14 protein-coding genes are annotated in these 22,384 nt (G+C 40.8%); 3 read left to right on the plus strand and 11 right to left on the minus strand.

Features of this window, described 5'->3' with window-relative positions; genetic code table 11:
* Nucleotides 1-34: 34 nt before the first annotated feature.
* The 8 genes from CLV99_RS16340 to CLV99_RS16375 all read right to left on the minus strand — a co-directional run bounded on the left by CLV99_RS16340 (nucleotide 35) and on the right by CLV99_RS16375 (nucleotide 12,266).
* On the minus strand, nucleotides 35-442 hold the full coding sequence (locus tag CLV99_RS16340; RefSeq protein ID WP_133585596.1) for an ExbD/TolR family protein: 408 nt from the start codon (nucleotides 440-442) through the stop codon (nucleotides 35-37).
* 18 nt (nucleotides 443-460) lie between these two features.
* Entirely contained in the window at nucleotides 461-1,162 is a 702-nt protein-coding gene (locus tag CLV99_RS16345; protein WP_133585597.1) for a MotA/TolQ/ExbB proton channel family protein, read from the minus strand.
* 35 nt (nucleotides 1,163-1,197) lie between these two features.
* A complete protein-coding gene (locus tag CLV99_RS16350) occupies nucleotides 1,198-2,316 on the minus strand; it encodes a hypothetical protein (RefSeq protein WP_133585598.1) in 1,119 nt (372 codons plus the stop codon).
* 44 nt (nucleotides 2,317-2,360) lie between these two features.
* Nucleotides 2,361-4,079: a TonB-dependent receptor gene (locus CLV99_RS16355; RefSeq protein ID WP_133585599.1), complete on the minus strand. Its 1,719-nt coding sequence runs from the start codon at nucleotides 4,077-4,079 to the stop codon at nucleotides 2,361-2,363.
* A 77-nt stretch (nucleotides 4,080-4,156) separates the two neighbouring features.
* Nucleotides 4,157-7,186 (minus strand): tetratricopeptide repeat protein, encoded by a 3,030-nt coding sequence (locus CLV99_RS16360; RefSeq protein ID WP_133585600.1) that lies wholly within the window; start codon nucleotides 7,184-7,186, stop codon nucleotides 4,157-4,159.
* A 283-nt stretch (nucleotides 7,187-7,469) separates the two neighbouring features.
* On the minus strand, nucleotides 7,470-8,408 hold the full coding sequence (locus CLV99_RS16365) for an aspartate carbamoyltransferase catalytic subunit (RefSeq protein WP_133585601.1): 939 nt from the start codon (nucleotides 8,406-8,408) through the stop codon (nucleotides 7,470-7,472).
* 26 nt (nucleotides 8,409-8,434) lie between these two features.
* The gene (pyrR, locus tag CLV99_RS16370) at nucleotides 8,435-8,980 is read right to left on the minus strand and encodes a bifunctional pyr operon transcriptional regulator/uracil phosphoribosyltransferase PyrR (RefSeq protein ID WP_133585602.1); all 546 of its coding nucleotides are present in this window, start codon (nucleotides 8,978-8,980) and stop codon (nucleotides 8,435-8,437) included.
* A gap of 250 nt (nucleotides 8,981-9,230) precedes the next feature.
* Nucleotides 9,231-12,266, minus strand: a complete 3,036-nt coding sequence (locus tag CLV99_RS16375) for a glycosyltransferase family 117 protein (RefSeq protein WP_246032785.1) — start codon at nucleotides 12,264-12,266, stop codon at nucleotides 9,231-9,233.
* 586 nt (nucleotides 12,267-12,852) lie between these two features.
* On the opposite strand from CLV99_RS16375, the gene CLV99_RS16390 reads away from it, so the two are divergent.
* Complete coding sequence (locus CLV99_RS16390; protein ID WP_133585603.1) at nucleotides 12,853-13,809, plus strand: ribose-phosphate pyrophosphokinase; 957 nt, start codon at nucleotides 12,853-12,855, stop codon at nucleotides 13,807-13,809.
* A 247-nt stretch (nucleotides 13,810-14,056) separates the two neighbouring features.
* Here the strand turns inward: CLV99_RS16390 and CLV99_RS16395 are convergent, their stop codons facing one another.
* Together CLV99_RS16395 and CLV99_RS16400 are read right to left on the minus strand one after the other, a co-directional pair.
* A complete protein-coding gene (locus tag CLV99_RS16395; protein WP_133585604.1) occupies nucleotides 14,057-17,452 on the minus strand; it encodes a DUF1080 domain-containing protein in 3,396 nt (1,131 codons plus the stop codon).
* Between the two features lie 14 nt (nucleotides 17,453-17,466).
* Nucleotides 17,467-18,732, minus strand: coding sequence for a Gfo/Idh/MocA family oxidoreductase (locus CLV99_RS16400; RefSeq protein WP_133585605.1), 1,266 nt, complete (start codon nucleotides 18,730-18,732; stop codon nucleotides 17,467-17,469).
* Nucleotides 18,733-18,925: 193 nt separating this feature from the next.
* Between CLV99_RS16400 and CLV99_RS16405 the strand changes: the two genes are divergently transcribed.
* Nucleotides 18,926-19,525, plus strand: coding sequence for a 50S ribosomal protein L25/general stress protein Ctc (locus CLV99_RS16405; RefSeq protein WP_133585606.1), 600 nt, complete (start codon nucleotides 18,926-18,928; stop codon nucleotides 19,523-19,525).
* Nucleotides 19,526-19,637: 112 nt separating this feature from the next.
* The gene (gene pth, locus CLV99_RS16410; protein ID WP_133585607.1) at nucleotides 19,638-20,201 is read left to right on the plus strand and encodes an aminoacyl-tRNA hydrolase; all 564 of its coding nucleotides are present in this window, start codon (nucleotides 19,638-19,640) and stop codon (nucleotides 20,199-20,201) included.
* A gap of 52 nt (nucleotides 20,202-20,253) precedes the next feature.
* Here the strand turns inward: pth and CLV99_RS16415 are convergent, their stop codons facing one another.
* Nucleotides 20,254-22,359, minus strand: a complete 2,106-nt coding sequence (locus CLV99_RS16415; RefSeq protein ID WP_133585608.1) for a M56 family metallopeptidase — start codon at nucleotides 22,357-22,359, stop codon at nucleotides 20,254-20,256.
* Between the last annotated feature and the right edge of the window lie 25 nt (nucleotides 22,360-22,384).

Raw genomic sequence — 22,384 nt, forward strand, 5'->3', positions numbered from 1 at the left:
ATCTTAAATGAGCCCGCTAAGCTCGGTTAAAAGTTTAATCCTTTTTCGGCTCCGTTGCTAAAACCAACTTTATCTTCAATCTGTTGGCAACATCCATGACCGAGATTACATTCTGAATAGGCACCGTACTGTCTGCGTACAGCATAATCGTGACCTCTTCTCCAGAATTCATCTGCGATTGTAGAGCCTGTTCTAATGCCTCATAAGGGACCACAGCTTTATCCACGTGATAAGCAAGATCACTGGTTATCGAAACTGTAATCGTCTTTTTAGCTACCGACTGCTCACCGGCGCTCGACTTGGGCAACAACAGCTTTACGACCTGAGGATTTGCCACTGCGGATGCCAATAGAAAGAACAACATCAGAAAGAACATGATGTCATTCAAAGCCGCGGTATGAACCTCAGCCGTTGGCTTTCCTCGTCTATTTCTTAAATTCATATTTGCAAAAGTAATAAGTTAGACCCCTGGCTCATCCAATAAATCAATGAACTCAACAGCTTCCGTTTCCATTTTCAAAATAAGGCGTTCGACCATCATATTCAAAATATGGTAACCTATATAAGCCAAGATACCAATTGTCAAACCTGATGCCGAAGCGATCATCTTCACATATAGACCTCCCGATACGGAACCGATATCAATACCGCCAGCGATTTCTACGTCACGAAAGATCTGGATAACCCCAAATATCGTCCCCACGAAACCAAGCATAGGTGCGATACCCGCAATGATTCCCAAGATATTAATATTTTTTTCCAAGCGGGACACTTCAAGCTTACCTGCATTTTCAATTGCAGCTTCAATATCCTTAATAGGACGTCCAACCCTTGTCAAACCTTTTTGCAGCATACGTGCTAGCGCTGAATTGCTAGAACGACAAACCGCTATAGCCGAATCCAATTTACCAGAGAGTACGTTGCTTTTAATCTGTGCCATCAATCCGCCATCTGCCTTAGATGCATTACGAATCGTAATATAACGTTCGATAAAAATAACTAACCCCAAGAAAAACAATAAAAGAATAGGGATCATGATCCAACCACCTTTCATCATAAGCTGAAGCAAGTTCAGATTGTCCTGTGGAGCGGCTAACTGTATCGATTGCTGTTGTACCTGGTTGAGGGTATCTACGGGTAGAGTGCTTTGTAATAATGACATAGCGTTAAAAAATATTTATTTTGGTTTATGTTTTTTTATTTGATTATATCTGGCCAAGCATCGGTCTTAATATGTTTTCTAACATAGTTCAGCGCCGAGTCACGTTCTTCTTTGGTGGCGTAAGTATCCCATACCACACGCTTCAAATTTTTGGCCAGATTCGGCGTCATCACGCGAACGGACTTATGTCCATCCTTATGGAATGCTTCCGCTTCCTCATAAGCAAGTGCAAGTGTTCTATGCGTACCTATAACTATCGTATAACGATGATTCGCTGGAGGCGCCACCTCTTCTTCTACCTTCTCTGGCTCAGGAGAGGATACCAAGGTATCTTGTGGAACCGCTAATGAGTCGGCCAAAGGTTGCGTAGCAACCGTATCTTTAGGAATAGAATCCATCGGTACAATTACTTCTTCGATTGTACCACTTCCCATCTTTCCTTCCTGCATATAGGTACTATAATAGTACAATCCACCCAGCAATGCTACCGCAACAATAGCCACTATGATATACACATAGGCGCTAGTCGATTTCTGTTCGTCAGGAAACTCAAACTCCCCATCCTCCAAAATCGTATCCTGCTCCGCAGCTACCGCCGTCTCGACCGGTACCGGTACTTCTTCTATCCTGTTTTCAGTAGATATTGCGGGTACCTCTTCCAATGGCTCTTCTTCTGGTACACTCTCCTCAATAGGAGTCACCTCTTCCTGTACGCCCCTAATAGGCTCCGTAGTTGCAGTCGGTGGGACTGCTTCCTCAACATGAAACTGATCACTTACTGCAGTATAGGAAAAACCAGAGAGATCCAGTGGCTTAAATACATAAGAATTACCATAACTCACGAGGTCTCCCAAGTTATCAAGTCTAGTTTGCCCTGATTGTGTAAGCCGTTCCACAACTTCAGAGACAGCCTGTGTCACTTGCGACTCAGCTTCATGGCGTTCGAGTTGATTAGCCTGTTGTACATAGGTTACAAAATCGTAGCCCTCTGTCGCACTGCCATCAAATTCGACAAAGCTAATCGGAGGCAGATAAACATGACGCTTGGCATCAAATGTCGCTGCTGTATGCACGCGTCTAAATGTCCCCAATCCATTGATATAGACAGACGACTGTCGCTTAAGTAATATATGTATTTGCCTTCCTAAATTCATTTGTTCTTATAGCACGCTGTAATGCAAAGTTATAATCTATTTTATTAAAATGAAAAATTAACTCCACCTATCACATTAAAGCCTAACTTCGGATAGTATAAGTAGCGTTGGTATTCTTTATTGAAAATATTATTCGCTTTTACAAAAATCCCCAAGTTAGATAACGCTTTGTATTCCGCACCTGCGCTGAGATCAAAAAACTCAGGCACAGATACCTTTTTATAATCCGGTAGAGCGACTCCATTTGCGTCATAGTCAAAAGCTTTGGCGTAAGAAACCCCATTAAACAAAGCTTCAGCATCGATGTATAATTTCTCAGAGATATTGAAACGCGCATTCGCAGCCAACCTCAACTTAGGCGTAAACCAAGCTTCTTGCTCGTTGGCCATCGTATAATTATCAATATTCAAACGTCCACCCAAATTCACCAACTCAGACAAACGTACATTAATCTCTCCCTCGATGCCAATATACTTCACTTTGTCATCACCATTACCATCATAGACCAAATCAAATTGGAATGGACGATCCTTACTATTGACAAAAAGTGGCATCCCTTCTAATGTCTTGTACATCACCTTTGCCTTGTAGCCAAAAGTAGCTCCAGCATTTCCTTTAATACCTCCAAAGAAACTCAGGCGCTCTAACATATTCTGGTATGCTAAATCAGGTCCTAAATAAGGATTTTTCTGCGACAGACTCTTGAATGAAGCTTTTTGAACACCACCAGTTATTCCACCAAATAAATGGATGTAACTTGGAACCAATGAAAAATCTACTTCAGCAGAAGGAAATACATTAAACCGTGTACTATCACCAAATTCGGAAACAATATTAGCACCAAGAGTCAACGTATAGTTAGTTCCTTTCAGACTGATATAAGGATTAATATTGGCAATCGAGTTATTAAACTTATCTCCTTTTGCCACATTCGAACTCCCTCCTATAGAGTTTACATCCAATGCAAGGTTTGCACCGACATTAAATGTCCTTACCCTCTTATTCAAATACCCTGATAAAGCAAGAGAATTTTCACTAGCATCGAACTTATCCTTGTATGTATAGGCATCTGCTTTTGCCGAGTAAGAAAGTGCTTCTTCATTAGCCGGATCAAAGTTACTGGTCAATTCACCCGTAAAATAGATATCATTAAAGCGTTGAGCCTCCCTTTTATCATTAAGTGTAACCCCATTAACATCAGTTGGAATACCATAAAATCGGGTGCCGTATCTATTATAGCCTAAGACACCATCTACTGTAAATGCGGATAACACACGTCGACCAAATACACCCACCTCCTGTCTCGAAAACTTTTGATCATCCAAAGATCCTTTTTGGTTCAGGTGCTTCACAAAACCACCAAAACGAAGGTTTTCATAATCTTCGACCGCAATATAAGCCTCTCCCAATATCGTACCCAAGTTACCAACCCCAAGCTTAACATAATTGCTCGTAATATCCTGTGTCTTGGTAAAAGGTAATTCCTGTACATTAAGCTCTTTAAGCCCTGTATTGATATCTAATTTCTTATCAGGCACATTCCCATAGCTCAACTTGGGCATGTAACTGCGTTTATTGCTCATATCCGGACTGCGGCGTATTTTTACTGCATCCGCAAGAATAGGCTTATAATCACGTACGACATCAAAAGAATCTATCGTTACCGGCTTAGTTGGATCTTGTTGAGCATATCCTTGGTATCCCGCTCCCAATAACAAGGCAACTATGGCGTAATTCTTAAAAACTGTTTTATGCAATTTCATCTAATTATATTTCTTTATAGCAGATGAGAGCTCCTCCAACCGTATCGGACTCGATTTCATCTTATTTCCTATTCTTCTTATTTAAGCTTCTTTAAACGTTCGTTTGCGGCCTTTAATATACCGTCCTCTTTATTCTCGTAATTATCGATCACACTTTCTAGCGTTGCTTTAGCTTGGAACTTATCACCCTTTCCACTATAGGCATCAGCCATCAGTATAAAACCTTTCGCAACCCAGTAGTCATAGGACGAAAATGTATTTGAAATATCAAAAGCAGATTCGATGGTTTTATCATATTGTTTTGCCTTCAACTGCTGCTCTGCGACCAAGTAACGCGCCTCGGCTCCTGTTTCAGTCTTCGACTTAAGCGCAGCAAGATTTAACTCCTTTGTAGCATCGGCCCATTTGGTCGTAGCGAGATACGCCTTAGCAGCATACAGATGTGCTAATGCAATATCCTCTTCCGAAGACTTTTCGTATCCCTTCAATATATTCGCATAATTAAGCGTCTCGATATAGTCTCCTATATTATAATAGCTGACCAACAGGTTCTTGACCGCAAAACCATAATTCTCTTTATACTCTGAAGTTAATTCCAATTTCTTCAACACCTGCACAGCCTCGTTATAGGCTTTATTGCGTAAATGTAATTTAGAGACACTGACCAGCGTCTTCTCCGTGTAGGCAGAAGTCCAGTCATTCATGATAATATTAAAATCATGCAAAGCTTCCTGATCCTTGCCCAGCTTAGCATAACTTTCTCCACGGATATAACGTGCAAATTTCTCTTGTATAGGTTTTGGAAACTTATCAAAGTAAGCATTGATGGCCTCTACGGCACCTTGCCAATTTTGTCTATCGAAAAGATTACGAGCTACACCAAAGGTATGCGCATCTTGCTCCGCTGTAGAAAGATTTCCAATATTGGTCGATGTAGCATATTTGATATAACCTGTAGCATCGTCTTTATCCAAATAGATATTCTCGATCGAGCGTATTGCTTGCTTAGCCTCATCTGTCGTAGCGTACTGATTGACCACTCGCTGGAAAGTAGCTAGTGCTGCATCATTATGGTCTTGATTATACTGTACCAGACCGATTGTCAATAGCGCACGTGGCACATACGAACTACGCGGATATTTGTCAACCATCGACTGTAGTCCCAATATCGCCTTGTCATATTGCCCCATAAGGAAATAAGTATAAGGAATCTCGAAAGCAACATCATCTGCATAATTCGATTTTGGATATTTTGTGATCACCGATGCCAATGTAGCTAACTTAGCATCATTGTTTCCCTGCAATCCCTGAATGATACCGCGTTGAAATAAGGCGTAATCCTGACTCTGCGCATTCGAACTGATCAAACGATCATAATAAGACATTGCCTTACCATAGTTCTTCGTTGCGAAATACGAATCCGCCAATCGTGCGATAGCATCATTACGCGTATTAAGCTCTATCCCGTCCTTGCCGCCTCCAGCAAGAAAACGTTCAAAGTAATTAGCTGAAGTATTAAAATTATCATTACGGAAAGCCGCATAGGCCAATGCATAATTTGCATAATGATACACATCGGTATTACGTGCCGCAGGAAGTTGTAAGAATTTATTAAAGTGAGCTACTGCCTCCTTATACTTACGCACCTCATACATCGCCTCAGATTTCCAGTAAGTAGAAAGCGCATAGATCTCTTCGTCAAAACGATTTGCCTCCGAACGCATAAACATAGAAATCGCATTCTCAAATGCACGCTCGTTGTAAAACTCCAATCCACGGTAATACGTTACCTTCTGGTAGGCCGATTTAGTCTCACGTGAGGTACGGTCTATAGACTCCAATACATCTACCGCAGCACGGTAGCTCTTTGTACTCAAAAGAATCTCTGCCAATAATGTATTCGCTTCTTCTTTACGTTTGGTTTGCTTATAAGTTGCCAGATATTCCTGAATAGCATCAAGAGCTACTTGATGAAAATCCAACTCATAAGAAAGCTTCGCGTAATTGAACAATCCTTCTTCCTTCAATTGTGGATCGAAATCCAGCTTTGAAGCTTTAAAGAATGCATTACGTGCACTCTGCTTATTGTCAGTCTTCAAGAAAGCATCCCCCAATGTGATCATCGCACTCTGGTAGTAAGCATCTGGTTCGGAGAGTTTCTCCAACTCCGTAATAGCTTTTGTATAGTCTTTCAGCTTGTACGCGATATAACCAATCTGATAGCTGTCCTGATTATTTTGAGTTTTACCCTGATCCTTGGCTTGGAATCTATCGTAGTAATCTTTAGATTTTGTAAGGTCTCCTTTTATAAAATAGGTTGCACCGATAATCCGGAACATTTCAGTCTCGTGCTCCTGCTTCGTTGTCTGCAATATAGGCAACGCATAGCTCAAGACATCGTCGTAACGTTTATCCAAGAAATACAATGCCGTAATATAGTAGGGGTATGTATTCTCGAACGTCTTTGATCCATTCAACCGTTCGAATTCATTCAATGCCGTCTTGTACTCGGCGTCCAGGTAGCATAGATAGGCATAATAGTAGATAGATGCCTCTTGATACTGGCCTCGGTCATCTTTAAGCTTTTGGAACAAAGGTTTTGCGGCCTTATAATCATTAGTCATAAAATGCGCATAACCTAACTTAAATCTATACTCCGTATTTTCTGCACCGGCGAGATTTCTAGAATCGATTTTGGTAAACCATTCTATTGCTTTCGCATAGTCTTTCTTCGCATAGTACGAACGACCTATTTGGAAAAAAGCAGCTTTAGAATTAGCACTTGATGGATAGTCTTTAATATACTTCAAGAACTGAGCTTCAGCATCAGAATCACCAAGCTCTAATGCACATACTGCTTGATAAAAACGAACACCTTCTTTCAATAAAGTCAGTTCTTCAGTCTCATCCGACTGTAGCGTAGACTTGGTACGCAATTCCTCAACTTTATCAAATTGCTTTGCTGCAGAACTATACTTACCTCTTTCAAATAACTCTAATCCCGTCTTATAAGCTTTATTAATATCTTGCCAAGCTGTCTGTTGTCCAAACGTAGGCAAGGTCATTAAGCTTAACGCGACCCCTAATCCATAAATCTTTTTGTACATATCGGTGCTTAAATCTTTATATATGTGTTATAAATTCTAATGGTAATCTGACTTCACCACTTATTATGCCAGAATTCTCTCCCAAATTGATACTCCTATTCAGTATACTAAATTAAGTCATCAATATCAAGTTTTCCCCAAAAGTTCTTAACATCTGTTAATAACCTCTTCCCTAGGTCAAAAACCCAATTCTTACTTGCTCAAAAACTACTTCCAGAAAGATAAAAATAAAGCCATCAATATCTTGATGGCCCATCTATATTTAACAAAGGTTTAACACCCTTTAACCTCTTTTTCCTGCCAATAAATAAAGTACAGCCATACGTACTGCCACACCATTTTCGACCTGATCCAAAATAATGGAATGCTTACTATCAGCAACATCCGAAGTAATCTCCACTCCCCTATTGATCGGTCCAGGATGCATAATGGTAATTTCTTTATTGAGCGAATCTAAAATCTCTTTATTCAAGCCGTACAGCATCGAATACTCACGCAACGAGGGGAAATAAGCGATATCTTGTCTTTCTAACTGAATCCGCAACATATTAGCAACATCACACCAATTCAATGCTTTCAATAGATCGTGCTCGACGCGTACTCCCAAGGAAGTAATATACTTTGGAATCAATGTCGTCGGACCACACACCATCACTTCTGCTCCTTGCTTCTGCAGACATAGGATATTAGATAGGGCTACACGCGAATGCAGAATATCACCTATGATCGCCACCTTACGGCCTGCCACATCACCATAACGCTCACGTATCGAAAAAGAATCCAATAGCGCCTGGGTCGGATGCTCATGGGCACCATCGCCCGCGTTGACAATCTGCGCGTCGACATGTCGACTTAAAAACACACCAGCACCAGCATAGGGATGACGCATTACAATCATATCCACCTTCATAGCCAATATATTATTGACCGTATCAATCAGAGTCTCCCCTTTACTAACCGAAGAAGAAGAGGCTGCAAAATTAATAGTATCGGCAGACAAACGCTTTTCAGCCAGCTCAAACGACAAACGTGTGCGGGTAGAATTCTCAAAAAAAACATTCGCGATTGTAATATCACGTAAAGAAGGCACTTTTTTTATAGGCCTATTCAAGACATCCTTAAAATTTGCGGCTGTATCTAGAATAAGTTGGATATCATTTTCAGTCAGGTCCTTGATACCGAGTAGATGTCGTGTACTTAACTGTTCTGTTGTTGTTGGCATGGTCTGCAAATATATATACTGAACACTTATTTTTTCTCTGTAATTAGCTCGATACTATCTTCGTTATCGACCTCTTCCCAACTCACGATTACTTTTTGAGAGTCGATAGAATCTACCTGTATCCCGATATAATCAGGCTGTATAGGAATCTGTCTGGAGAAACGACGATCTACCAACACCAGCAATTCTATTGTTTCCGAGCGCCCGAAAGCCTGTATAGCATCCATTGCCGAGCGAATCGTACGTCCCGTCCATAACACATCGTCCACAAAAATAACATTCTTGCCTTCGACGATAAAATCAATATGTGTACTATTGGCTAATAATGGACTCCCCCCCTTCATACGAAAGTCGTCCCTAAAAAACGTTATATCCAAAATACCGGTATCAATATCCCGACCCACCATTTCTTTCAGCTCTTTCGCAATCCTATTCGCCAGATATGTTCCTCTAGGTTGGATTCCGATCAATGCAGCATTACTAAAATCACCGTGGTTTTCAATCAATTGTTGACACAATCGTTTGATTGTAATTTGAAACTTGGGACCGTCTAATAAAATAGATTGTTTCATCAGAATAAGTTGTTTATAACGCTGACACGAAACAAGTTATACGAGCTCATTCGTGGCGTTTGTTTGCTTCTCCATTTTTCAAGGCATTTACGATGGATTGCACCCTACGTTTACTACCTTTCTATCATGGGATTATTAAGGCAAAAATAGGCTTTTTTTCTTAAAGTGTCTATATTTTTATCGGTAGAATGCACAAACAAAAAAGCCATCTGTAACAGATGGCTTCCTTGCTTTTTTAATGTTTTTCAATCTACTGACCTCCGAAAAAGTAACCAAACTCTTTCATCAACCCATCGACCGCTTTTTGCACATCAGGATCTTTACTTTCGTCTGCAATCATCTTATAACGCTGTAGTCCCATCAATCCTAATCTTACATTCCGCTCAGAGCCAAGATTCGTCAACAATTTATTAGAAGTATAATAACGCATATTTTCCCCTATAAAAGTTAAGTTTCTCAATGCAATCTCCTTCGCTTTCGCAGATTCACCAGTCTTATACATCGCATCTACCAACAAAACATAACTCATCGGCTCACTCATTTGGAATGTGCGCTTAGGCATATTTTCATAAGCATTGACCACTACCTTACGTGCTTCCTCTTTTTTACCCTCATGCAATAGATTCTGAGCTGTCTCTCCAAAAATCGAACTCACATAAAGACTGATGTAACGGTACGAATCTGGATCTAGATAAGAAGAACCGGACATATTACCCCATTTATATTTATTGATAATCGTATTGTAGACACCATCCACATCCGTAACAGGAGCGAATCCTTCTTCAGACTCGTTACTTCCTGTATTAATAGGCATCAAACGCATTGCAAAACCTTCCGATACCAAATATTTATCCAACCCGATATAATTCACTTCAGGTGTAGTTGATGTAAAGTAAATCGGACGCTTCCAGTTATTATTCGCCAACATCGCCATAATAGACAATTCTGCACGGCTTACATAATTCATCGAGTAGGTCCATTCCATCGTATCCACGATTGCATCTTCCCAACCTTTAGGTACCACCTTATTGGCCAACACAGCATTCTTATCGACCGTAAGTTTCATATTCTTAGTTGGCAATAAGTTCACCCATTCACCACCTTGAAGCTGCACCTTGTTCTGTGCATTATCAGACAACATGACATCCAACAGATCACGGACCTCGATATGTCCAGGAATCTGAAAATCCTGATAATAGATCACATCACGCACACCATCTTTAAACTTCTCAGGATCAATATCAATAGGTAACGCGTCCGCATCATTCACCTTTTCTAACATCTGACGCATATACCAATCTGAAGACAACAAACTTAGGTTAACGACACGTACGTCCGTCCTAAATCCCTCTACTTCCTGCACGTACCACAATGGGTAGGTATCATTATCTCCATAGCTAAATAAAATAGCGTTAGGAGCACAGGATTCCAAGTAATTTCGGGCCATATCCCTGGCCAAAAATTTATGCGAACGGTCATGATCATCCCAGTTCTGCGAAGCCAACAGCACAGGCCCTGCAAATAGCCCTACGACCGTCGCCACCATACCCGCAGTCTTTGCAGAAACTTTTTTCGTTAAGAAATCAGCTATAGCCAATACACCTAGTCCCACCCAAATCGAGAACGCATAAAAAGACCCTGCATACGCATAGTCACGCTCACGTGGTTGCAACGGCGATTGATTCAGATACAAAACAATAGCTAGTCCTGTAAAGAAGAATAACAAGAACACCACTCCAGCATCACGTTGGTTCTTACCAAAGTGCCAATATGCACCCACTAATCCCAACAGCAATGGTAAAAAGAAATAAGTATTTCGGGCCGGATTTTCCTTCTCTGAAGTCGGCAGATCATACTGCCCTCCGATCAATGCATTATCGATAGGCTTTATTCCGGAGATCCAATTCCCTTCCAATACAGAGCCATGACCTTGAACATCGTTCTGTCTACCCGCAAAGTTCCACATAAAGTATCGACCGTACATATGGCCAATTTGATAACCAAAAAAGAACTTAAGGTTGTCTGCGAAGGTTGGTTGTTCATTCGGGCCTAATCCTAAGTATTGCCTATAAAACGCAGGGTGATCTCCCTTTTCGCTATAAATACGAGGAAAAAGTGTCTCCCGATCATACTTATAATCCGTTTTGGTCTTAGCAACGACATATTTATCCTTGTCTTTTCGGTATATCTTACCTGACTCCGAGATATCTGTAAGTTTAGCATCAAAAAAACGTCCCTTGAACAAAGGCTCATCACCATATTGCTCCCGGTTCAGGTAGCTCAAGAAGCTAAACACATTGTCTGGATCAGAGTTATTCAAAGTTGGGTTTGCCTTGGCACGAATCAAAATCATAGCAAATGAGCTATAACCGAAAATGACAAAGCCCAAAGAAATCAAAGCGATATTAAGAATTGGCTTTACCTTCTTGATAGAATACCAGATTCCATATACCAAACCGCCTACAACCAACAAAGCAAAGAATGTAACCCCACTACCGAATCCTAGTCCCAATGTATTCACAAAGAATAGATCGGCAAAGGCAGCGAACTTAATAAGATACTGAATCACTCCCCATAAGATTAATGCAAGAACGATAACACCAATAAGAAGGGATTTAACCACACCTTTGGTTGTTACCTCTTTTGCTCTTCTCACATAAATAACCAAGGCTATAGCCGGGATGACCAACAAGTTCAGTAAGTGAACACCGATAGAGAGCCCCATCACGTAAGCAATTAAGATCAACCATCGATCTGCCCCCTGCTCATCGGCCCGGACTTCCCATTTCAGGATCGCCCAGAACACGACAGCCGTACACAACGACGACATCGCATACACCTCCGATTCTACAGCAGAGAACCAGAAGGTATCTGTAAACGCGTAGGCCAATGCACCTACTACCCCTGCTCCCATAACACGTATCACGTCGCTTTCATTAAGAGGCACACTGAGATCAGCCTTACCTAGAAATATTTTACGCCCTAATGCAGTAATAGACCAAAACAAAAACAGAATTGTCAGTCCCGAACAGACAGCCGAGCCAATATTCATCCAAAATGCAATCTGCATTTTATCGCCTAGCGCTAGATTCGAGAACAGGTTCTGTATCATCAAAAACAGAGGAGCTCCTGGTTGGTGAACAATCTGCATCTTATAGGCAGAAGCAATAAATTCACCACAATCCCACCAGCTCGCTGTGCGTTCGGCAGTCAGGACATAAGCTAGCGTCGCTATTATAGCACAGGCCCATCCCAATAGGTTATTAATCTTATTATAATTCATCATACTTTAATTGCGTTCACAAAATCTTCATAGGACATAGACTATAGTATAGCCCTACGCTGACGAAAATAAAGGCTTATCTCCAAAATGAACTACAATTATATACAGTCATTTTAGAACATTGCCCAAACTTCGCTTCGAAAATAAGGAATACATCGTTACAAAAGAACAACAAATTGATATTTTAACAGAGTTTAATCCTTCAAACTGGAAGATTTTCGAAACCGCTTTCCCGACATCAAAAAATATTGACCTGAGAATCAGCGCAAATCAAAATTAAAGCAAAAAAGTTTTGCAGTTATAGAAAACAGCTGTATATTTGCATCATCAAACACGGAAACAACGACACAAAATGTTTGATAAAAAGGATGATTGTCCGATAGTATAAGGGTAGTACGACAGTTTTTGGTACTGTTTGTCTTGGTTCGAATCCAGGTCGGACAACAAAAGAGAGTTACAAATGTAACTCTCTTTTTTGTTTTATACCACTCCCATTGCAACACAAATAGAAGCACTATGTTTGGCTTTTTATTTCGCTATCAATTCTATACCTTTGCCAAAACATTTTAGATACAAATATATTTAAACCATGCCTTTGCAATTTAACACGGTTAAATTATTTGCTGGTTCTGGCACACAAGAACTTGCAGAAAAAATTTCTACATCCTTCGGTAAACCACTAGGAGACAAGACACTCGCCAAATTCAGTGATGGAGAGATTCAGCCCTTCTACAACGAATCAGTCCGCGGCGCTGACTTATTTCTGATCCAATCTACCAATCAACCAACAGACAATCTTTTTGAATTACTGTTAATGATTGATGCTGCAAAAAGAGCCTCAGCGCACTACATCACCGCTGTCGTTCCTTACTTTGGTTATGCTCGTCAAGACCGCAAGGACAAACCCCGTGTTGCTATTGGGGCTAAGATGATTGCAAACCTTATCACTGCAGCAGGAGCGCATCGCATCATGACGATGGATCTACATGCCGCACAGATCCAAGGTTTTTTTGACATCCCTGTAGACCATTTAGATGGATCCGTGATTTTCGTACCCTACATCAAGTCCTTAAATCTTCCGAATCTGACTATAGCTTCTCCAGACATGGGTGGTTCGTACCGCGCGCGTACCTTTGCTAAGTTTTTTAATGCCGAAGTAATCATCTGTGATAAACGTCGTAAACGTGCCAATGAAATTGAGTCAATGTCTATTATTGGTGATGTTACAGGTCAAGACGTCGTATTGATGGATGATATATGTGACACCGCTGGTACATTATCTAAGGCTGCCGCATTAATCATGGAAAACGGGGCAAATTCTGTGAGAGCAGTATGTACACATGCCGTATTATCAGGCAAGGCTTACGAGACCATTGAAAACTCGGTATTAACAGAAATGATCGTAACGGACACGATTCAGTTAGATCCGGAAAGATCAAAAGCTTGTTCTAAAATAAAAGTATTATCTACTGCTGACCTATTTGCGAAAGCAATTAAAAGTGTAAATGAGCATGCCTCTATCGCTGAATTATTTGCTGTAGATTAAAATTAAATAGCATATTACAGAATACAAGAAGGCCATCTGCTAAAAAGCGGATGGCCTCTTTTCATATATAGTTAGTGTGTTAACAGGCTTTTAACCTACTTTCACAAAAAACATACCACAATATCGATTCCTGAAAAAACACCTGTTCAAACACGTAAAAACACCTACGACATTACATTTAAACAAGAGAGCCGTCCCAAACTCGGAACGGCTCCACCTTGAATATCGCTCTATATCTCTGCTAGGCTTAAAGACGCTTTACACGGATATTTCTGAAAAAGACTTCTGTACCATGTCCCAAGAACGCAATATGTCCTTTTGTAACACCCAATCCAGGATGTTGCTTACCATCTGCAGGACCGTCTTTTGATGCCTTTTTTATATCGCCATCAACTATAACCTGTCCATTGACAGTGACTTTGATCTTGCTACCCTGTATACGGATTTCCTCCTCGTTCCACTCACCTAAAGGCTTTAAAGAACCTCTTTTCGCAGCGATGATACCATATACGGAACCATGATATTGATATGGTTTCAATTTACTGTAAACCTCCGCATTATCATCAAGGATCTGGATCTCATGGCCCAAGTAAGCCGCATCTCCTTCCAAAGGAGCCCGCACCCCTACGCCATTGTTTGCACCCGCTGTCAATTTAAACTCAAATCTATATACAAAATCGCCATATTCCTCTTTCGTATAAATGTTCTTTCCAAATTTCGCGTAAGGATTGGATCGTAAAACACCCTCCTCATTGATTTCATAAGCTGGAGAAGACGTCCATTTATCAAGATTAGTACCATCAAAAAGCATTTCAAAGCCTTCAGCTTTCTCTTGAGCATTCAAAGAATAAACCACTTTCCGCGGCAACTCTTTTAAATACACATCTCTATACCATACTCTGGAGCCATGTGCCTGCAATTCGATTTGCTCCGTTGGGAATATAGACTGGTTTCTGTCCCAATAGTTCTCCAATGGAACATTATCCACCACCAGCTCTCCATTAAGCCATACCCAAACATTATCCCCCACCATGCGAATCTTAAAATTATTCCATTCTCCCAGCGGATTGTCGGCTACCTTCAAAGGTTTTGAATTCGACTTATTATTATAAAGACCTCCCGAACCGACTTCTGCACCTACATTGGTTCTTGAGATATCCCATATTTGCACCTGAGGTGTACCTCTTAAATAAACACCCGCATCAGGCTCTTTACCATTCTTATCCAACTTCCAATCAAGTAACATTTCGAAATCTCCATATTGCTTTATCGTAGCAATATTATCTCCATGTCCAGCAAAGACAAGATCACCATTGATCGCAGACCAGCTCTCACGCATTTTCTTATCAGCCTCCACTTGCTTTTGTTCTAACTCTTTGGGAGTCATCTTAGCACGCTTGATCGGATTTTCGACCAATCCCTTCCATCCAGTCAGGTCTTTACCGTTAAAAAGCGCCACATAACCTTCTTTAGCCGGCATCTCTGTCAGATGGCGTACAATAGCCTCTTTCAGATAAGAACTTTCGCTTCCCGATAGATTACCTTCAGCCGTCTGTAACCAATTACGGACATCCGTCCCTACAAACTCTTTATTATCCATAATGATGTTCATCACCACATCTGTAGCGATCCCCTTCAAATCAGCATCATTAAGATATTTGCTTGCAAAAACCAACGCAGAATACGTACCTGTAGCTTTCAATCCAGAAAGCGCAGCACTTTTTTGTTCTTTTGTCTGTGCGTAGTCAAAAGCATCCCTTAATAAAAGAGTTTTCTGTTCATTTTTAACCTGACTAGCATTTAATTGCTTAATGAAGCCCGTAAAAATACTCTTAAACAATACCGGATCCTTTTCAGTACGTAGTAATGTTGTAAGCCCATCTAAAGAAGACGTATTGGACCAAGTTGCCAATGCTTGCACCGCATCAGCTTTTAACGGATTATCAGTTCCTAAGTAACCGCTAACTGTCTTAAGAGACTCTGCGCCCCCCTCTCCTGCAAACACAGGAAATAATCGCGCAGCAGAAGGTGCTTGTGATCTCGAAATATTTGCCGACAGCCGCTGGATTATAGCAGCTTTATCTTTGTTGTTTCGTAGCGCAATAATAGCAGCCTCTTGTGCCGATTTAAGTTCCGCACCCTGAGCTGTCCCCAGCACCTTAACCACAGATTCAAAATCTTCATCATTGACTACATTTGGTAATGCCTTATAAGCAGCAGCACGTACAGCAGGACTCCCGCTCTCAATCAGAGCAAACACTTCTTTTGAAGAATTTTGATCCGAACGTTTGGATAACACATCCAACAGCGCGACCTTAGTCTTATCATCCGCAGCAGGAAGCGCCTTATTTATTTCAGCAACTGTCTGATTACCTTTTGCTGTCAGCAAAAGAGTCTTTAAGGTCTCGACCTCAGCATCACTTCCAGCAGCAAATTGTTTGATAACGAAAGCGGTATTCGTCCCTTTAGTCAATGCAGACAAGGTGTTATAAGCAGCAATACGCGCTTCTGGATCTTTCACCCCTTTCAAACTCTTTTCAATTACGGGGACCGTCGCAGTCGCATCTTTCTTTGCCAAAAAGTTCAAAACACTCTCTTGTGCCTCCGGAGAAAGCTTAGTCAATGAGGAAGCAATTTTCTTGATATCCGAAGCCGTAGCATCACCACTCAACAAACCCAGTGCTACATTACGTAAAATAGCATTATTATCAGTCGACAGCTTCAGCAAACTCTTTTTCTGCTTCGCTGGGTCGATACGGCTCATCAGTTCCAGCGCAGCCACACGCGCACCTATCGCTTTGGGATCAGAGGCCTCTGTAAAAACAGTTGACGACAACTTATAAGCAAGATCCTTTTTACCATTCTTTGCCAAAACATTCGCATACTCCAATGTCAACGCAGCGACATTCGACTTATCAAACGCATAATTTGCTGACTTTGCTTTCCCATAAAACGTATCATAAGACTTCTCTCCTCCGATTTTACTCAAAGTTGTCAGCGCATTACGTTGAAAGTTTTCAGATTGGTATTGTCCAATCAAGGCAATTACACGCTCCTCCGCATCTTTGGACTGCAACTCGCCCAGCGCGCCTATCATCGCTGTAGCTGTTTGCTCCGTCACATTTCCAGCCAATGCCTTATTAAGAGCCGCTGCAGCTTCAGGAGTATGTATAGCGCTCAGGACACGGGCTGCTTTCTCTGCAAAATAACCGTCATTTAGATAGGTTGCAATCTGATTGACAGACTCATTCTTTGCACAGAACTTCAACAATTCGAAGACAAAAGCTTTATTATTTTGATCAGTCAAATTATCTAATGCATTCAATAGCCCTTTCGCATATTTCTCACGCAATGCATCTTTACCAGGCTGCATTACATAAAAGGCATAGGAATTGGTCGCATACTCGATAGAGGCATTATTACCTCCTTGCGGTTTTAATCCTTTCAACAATGCGGCAACATCTTCGGCAGTGAATCCCTCCAGTTCTTTCATCGCAGCCAAGAACTTAGTTTGTTCTGCAGCAGGTTGCTGAGCCAACACATCCGCAATCTTTGTAGCAGTTGTCCGGTTAGCAGGCTGTTGTGCATAGGATGCCGTCTGCAACAACAACAATATAGATATTGTATTAAAAATCTTTTTCATGTCTCTATTTCAGGTTAGAAAGTCCAAGGACCTCTCATAGGTTGATTGATCAAACGGTTAGCAGCTTCATCATTTACAAACTCTTGCTTAGCTGAATCAAAATGTAACGTTCTATTCAAGCGCAATGCCGCTAATCCAAGATTAACGAGTGTACACGAATAATATCCATTATCCTCATTCAGTGCAAATTTCTGTCTCGTACGTACCGCCTCTACAAAATCGGTCATCTGTGGTGCCGGGTCCGGATATTGCGCTAGTTTACGTTCCAAATCAGGAATATCAGAAACAAAGCCTCTATACAGTTTACCTTTAGGCCCTTCAATATATGCCTTTCCTACCTCAGTACCTTCTCCATCAAGTATAATCTGACAACCATCTGCATAGGTATAAGTGATTTTGCGCCATATACCGACGGCATCCGAATGCTGCTGTGGAGCATCGACCTCAACTTTAACAGGGCTTTCTCCGTCTTTACCTAGAAAATATTGAACAGGGTCTAAATAATGTTGTCCCATATCACCCAGTCCACCACCGTCATAATCCCAATATCCACGGAAGGTCGTGTGCACACGATGTGTACTATACGGTTTATATGGCGCTGGTCCCAACCACATATCATAATCCAATTCTTTCGGAGCCTGCTCGACAGGTAAATTTTCTTTACCTACCCAATAAAACTTCCAATCAAATCCCGTATGCTTACTAATAGTCACTTTCAATGGCCATCCCAACATACCTGTATCGACAACTTTCTTAATTTTTTTAACGGGCACGTTCATACCGTAAAAATTAGCATCAAAGCGGAACCACGTATTTAACCTAAAAATGTTTCCATGTTGCGCAACAGCCTCCTTAACCTTCTTTCCCTCACCAATTGTCCTTGTCATAGGCTTTTCACACCAGATATCTTTACCCGATCGAGCTGCTTCAAGGGCCATTAACCCATGCCAATGAGGCGGAGTAGCAATGTGTACGATATCCACTTCAGGATTCGCTATCAAATCGCGAAAATCATGATGTTCTTTAATTCCTCCCCCTAGCGCATTTTGAGCCAAAGCAAGGTGTCTTGTATCGACATCACAAATAGCGACCGTCTTTGTACCAGCATATTTGAAATGTCCACGTCCCATAGATCCGACGCCAATCACCCCTTTGGTCAAATGATCACTTGGGGCAAGATATCCCTTACCCAGTACAAACCGTGGCACAATAGTGAATGCCGCAGCTCCAATCAATGACTTCTTGATAAAATCACGTCTTGAAGTATGTTGTTTTTCCATGTTTATTATGATTATTTTAGGTTCCCAAGCTTTAAAGTTAATTGTTTTTTTTAGACAACTCAAATATAAATAGATAAAATTTTTAATGAATTAAAAAAAGCTTCTATTCCTTATCCCACAAAAACAAAACAACTCTTGCTAATTCCCAATTCTTTAGTTATTTTTGCACCTCAAATTTTAATATTAAAAAAACATGAAATCAATTGCTATTAGCGGTTCTTTTAGAAAGAACGTAGGGAAAAGAGATGCAAAAGGATTGCGTTACGAAGGACAGGTTCCTGCAGTTCTTTATGGTGGTCAAGAACAAACTCACCTTTCTGTATCCGCAGCTGATTTGAAACCAGTTCTTTACACTGCAGATGTAATTTTCGTTGAATTAAACATCGAAGGCAAAAAAGTAAGAGCTATCGTTCAAGAAGCACAATTCCACCCATTGACTGACCAAGTTACTCACGTTGACTTTTTAGAGTTATTCGACGACAAAGAAGTATCTGTAAACATTCCAATCAAATTGACAGGAACTTCTCCAGGTGTTAAAATGGGGGGTAAATTAGTTCAAAAATTACGTAAACTACGCGTTAAAGCATTACCTAACAACCTTCCTCAGGAAATCACTGTTCCTATGGAATCTTTGGAAGTTGGTAAATCTTTCCGTGTACGTCAAGTAGAGTTAGAGAATGCTAAAGTATTAAACAACTCTGACGATACAATCGTTTCAGTAATCATGTCTCGTGCTTTACGTCAAGCAGAGCAAGAAGCAGCAAAAGCAGCTCAAGGAGGCAAGAAAAAATAATTAATACGTAGTAACGTATTAAATAATTAAACAAAAGCACTGGAAATCCCAGTGCTTTTTTCTTTTTAAAACACCAATACCAAATGCTAAATACTATGCTTACTTTTGCATCATGAATTTTTTAATCGTTGGTCTAGGGAATATTGGTAAAGAATATGCCGATACACGGCACAATATAGGTTTTATGGTAGCGGACGAATTAGCAAACCAGGCAGGATCTACTTGGTCAACGCTAAAACATGCCTATTATAGTGAATTCAAACAGCGGGGGCATAATGTATATATTATAAAACCCACTACTTATATGAACTTGAGTGGTAAGGCGGTCAACTATTGGATGCAACAGCTAAAGGTTCCAATCCAAAATGTAATGGTAATCGTAGACGATCTTGCCATTCCTTTTGGTTCACTACGAATCAAACCAAAGGGTTCTGCCGCTGGACATAATGGACTTAAATCCATAGAAGCCCTATGTGGGGGCCAGACCTATCCACGATTACGCTTTGGAATCGGTGACAATTACCCCAAAGGACGACAGGTAGACTATGTACTAGGCCCCTTTGACAAAGACGAACAAAAAGAACTACCTGCTTTGATCGAGCATGCAGTCAAAATGATACACAGCTTTGTCAATATCGGCATCGAATTGACAATGACCAACCTAAATACTAAATAGCAAAAAAAGGCCTGTATGCACAGGCCTTTTTTTGCTATTTAGTAAACAACTTTTATTTGTTACCTTTTTTGGTAACCACTTTCATTACACCATCTTTTCCTAGTTCTCCATAGACTGCCTGTGCCTCCTCCTCTTTTAGGAAGGTTAAAGACTCGATACTCTCTATTGGAATAGTATTGATGTCAAAACTAGGTTTCTGAGCCTCCCCGTCAACTACAAATAATCCAATTGCAGGAAGATTAAACGCCCTCCCTTTATTTAAAGTTGTCGAAGCTCCCTTGCCCACAACGAAACTACCAGAATTACCTTTAGCTCCCTTTACAAACAAAGTGGTATCTCCCTTCGAAGGACTAACACTATGCGTAGATGACTTAGTCGTTACAACAATCACCCCGTTTCGCCCACGGTCGCCATAAAGCGTCTCAGCAGAAGCATCCTTCAGTACAGTAATACTGTGAATAGCTTCGGGATTTAAAGAACTAGCATCGTAATACTCACCCATAACCTTACCGTCCACAACAAATAAAGGCTTGCCACTGCTACCATCACGAGGTTTGACCCCACGAATAATAATATTTCCCAATCCCCTCTTGGTAGAATCCCCGATGCCAGGAGCCAATACTTTACCATATAAGTGCTGAGTAACGGAACCTTTTTTTGCTGCAATTAAAATCACTCCATTTTTTGCCCGCTCTCCATATAAAGACTCTGCTGACTTATCCTTAAGCACCGACATGCTTTCAATATCATCAGTATTCAACCTATTTAGATCAAAACCATCCTTCATCACTACCCCATCCACCAAAATTAACGGACTAGCACCACTATTTCCAGCGAGGTTACGTAACAAAGCTTTTCCATTTATAGTTGTAGATGTAGCAGCAGTTCCTAGTCTTAGTCCCAGCACCTCCCCTTTCAATCCCTCAGCCCTCCTATCAGTCTTACTAGTTATTTCAATTACACCATTTTTTGCCCTATCTCCATACTTTGAAATGGCATCTTTATCCTTAAACACCGAAATGCTTTCTATAGTATTGGGGTCAATAGTGTTTAAGTCGAAATTACTCGGCAATATTTTCCCATCCAAGATATACAAACAATTAGCAGCACTTTCACCCCGAATCAGAATGTTAGCCATCCTCTTTGTTGTATCTTCTGTCCCTACACGAAAAGGTACCGCATCCGGGCTCACTTCCAAACCTATAGCCGGAGCTACTGTCGTTTCCTTACTTACAATTGGCAACACCGCATCAACCGGAATCTCTTTAATCCGTTCGACCAATTCCTCTATTTTACCTTCGGCTTTACTGACCGTAAAACTAGCGCCTGCCAGGATTACGACAGGCAACAGGAAGGCATACTTACTGAGTTCCATCTTCGACGAGCGTCTTTTGTTCATCATCATAATACGCCTTTTTAAAGTTTTAAAATTAAACTGATTGCCAACTCCTACGGCAATTCCTTGCTTGGTTACCGTTAGCAAAGAATATTGATAGGTCTGTCGATCCACACCTTTATCCAGCACCTGTTGATCGGTCAGGAATTCTAGATTCTGACGTACAGCTCTGCGCATAAGCCACATAAAAGGATTATACCAACATCCTATCAAAAGCAATTCAAACAAAAGAATATCCACCGTGTGAAGGCCTTTCACATGAATATCCTCGTGCTTGAAAATATCCTGTAATTCGGGATTATCATGTTGCTCCTGATGCACATATATTTTATTGAAAAATGAAAATGGAACAATGGGAAACATCACATTTCGAAAAAAGTAATCCTTCCATCGCGATGGCTTTGAATACCGATGTATCCGCATAAGGCTCAGCAACTGTATGCTCAACTTGAACAATAGCACGACTGCTCCAATGCCCAAAACCACCAACAACAGGTGACCTGCAGAAAATACCTCTACGACCTGATCCGGAAGATAGTACTCCACATAATCCCACATAATACCTACTGATAAGACCTCACTACCGCGAAACCAACTGGCAATATCTAAAAATGGATAAACTAGAGAATACAGACCACCTATCAAAAGATAAACCCTATTCAAGCTATAAAAAGTTAGCCCTTTCAACAATAGCACATAACCTAAAAACACAATAGCCAGCAAAAGGTTAACCTGTAGAACGTATGTCAATACACTTCCCATAATGTTATTTTACATAATTTTTCAC

The organism is Sphingobacterium yanglingense (genome assembly GCF_004363245.1).
Classification (GTDB): Bacteria; Bacteroidota; Bacteroidia; order Sphingobacteriales; family Sphingobacteriaceae; genus Sphingobacterium; species Sphingobacterium yanglingense.

Bases quoted from the DNA above. Each gene is read 5' to 3' on its own strand.
- CLV99_RS16390 (WP_133585603.1), top strand. From the start codon at position 12,853: ATGCCTTTGCAATTTAACACGGTTAAATTATTTGCTGGTTCTGGCACA.
- CLV99_RS16350 (WP_133585598.1), bottom strand. From the start codon at position 2,316: ATGAATTTAGGAAGGCAAATACATATATTACTTAAGCGACAGTCGTCT.
- CLV99_RS16405 (WP_133585606.1), top strand. From the start codon at position 18,926: ATGAAATCAATTGCTATTAGCGGTTCTTTTAGAAAGAACGTAGGGAAA.
- pth (WP_133585607.1), top strand. From the start codon at position 19,638: ATGAATTTTTTAATCGTTGGTCTAGGGAATATTGGTAAAGAATATGCC.
- CLV99_RS16400 (WP_133585605.1), bottom strand. From the start codon at position 18,732: ATGGAAAAACAACATACTTCAAGACGTGATTTTATCAAGAAGTCATTG.
- pyrR (WP_133585602.1), bottom strand. From the start codon at position 8,980: ATGAAACAATCTATTTTATTAGACGGTCCCAAGTTTCAAATTACAATC.
- CLV99_RS16415 (WP_133585608.1), bottom strand. From the start codon at position 22,359: ATGGGAAGTGTATTGACATACGTTCTACAGGTTAACCTTTTGCTGGCT.
- CLV99_RS16365 (WP_133585601.1), bottom strand. From the start codon at position 8,408: ATGCCAACAACAACAGAACAGTTAAGTACACGACATCTACTCGGTATC.
- CLV99_RS16375 (WP_246032785.1), bottom strand. From the start codon at position 12,266: ATGATGAATTATAATAAGATTAATAACCTATTGGGATGGGCCTGTGCT.
- CLV99_RS16395 (WP_133585604.1), bottom strand. From the start codon at position 17,452: ATGAAAAAGATTTTTAATACAATATCTATATTGTTGTTGTTGCAGACG.
- CLV99_RS16345 (WP_133585597.1), bottom strand. From the start codon at position 1,162: ATGTCATTATTACAAAGCACTCTACCCGTAGATACCCTCAACCAGGTA.
- CLV99_RS16360 (WP_133585600.1), bottom strand. From the start codon at position 7,186: ATGTACAAAAAGATTTATGGATTAGGGGTCGCGTTAAGCTTAATGACC.
- CLV99_RS16355 (WP_133585599.1), bottom strand. From the start codon at position 4,079: ATGAAATTGCATAAAACAGTTTTTAAGAATTACGCCATAGTTGCCTTG.
- CLV99_RS16340 (WP_133585596.1), bottom strand. From the start codon at position 442: ATGAATTTAAGAAATAGACGAGGAAAGCCAACGGCTGAGGTTCATACC.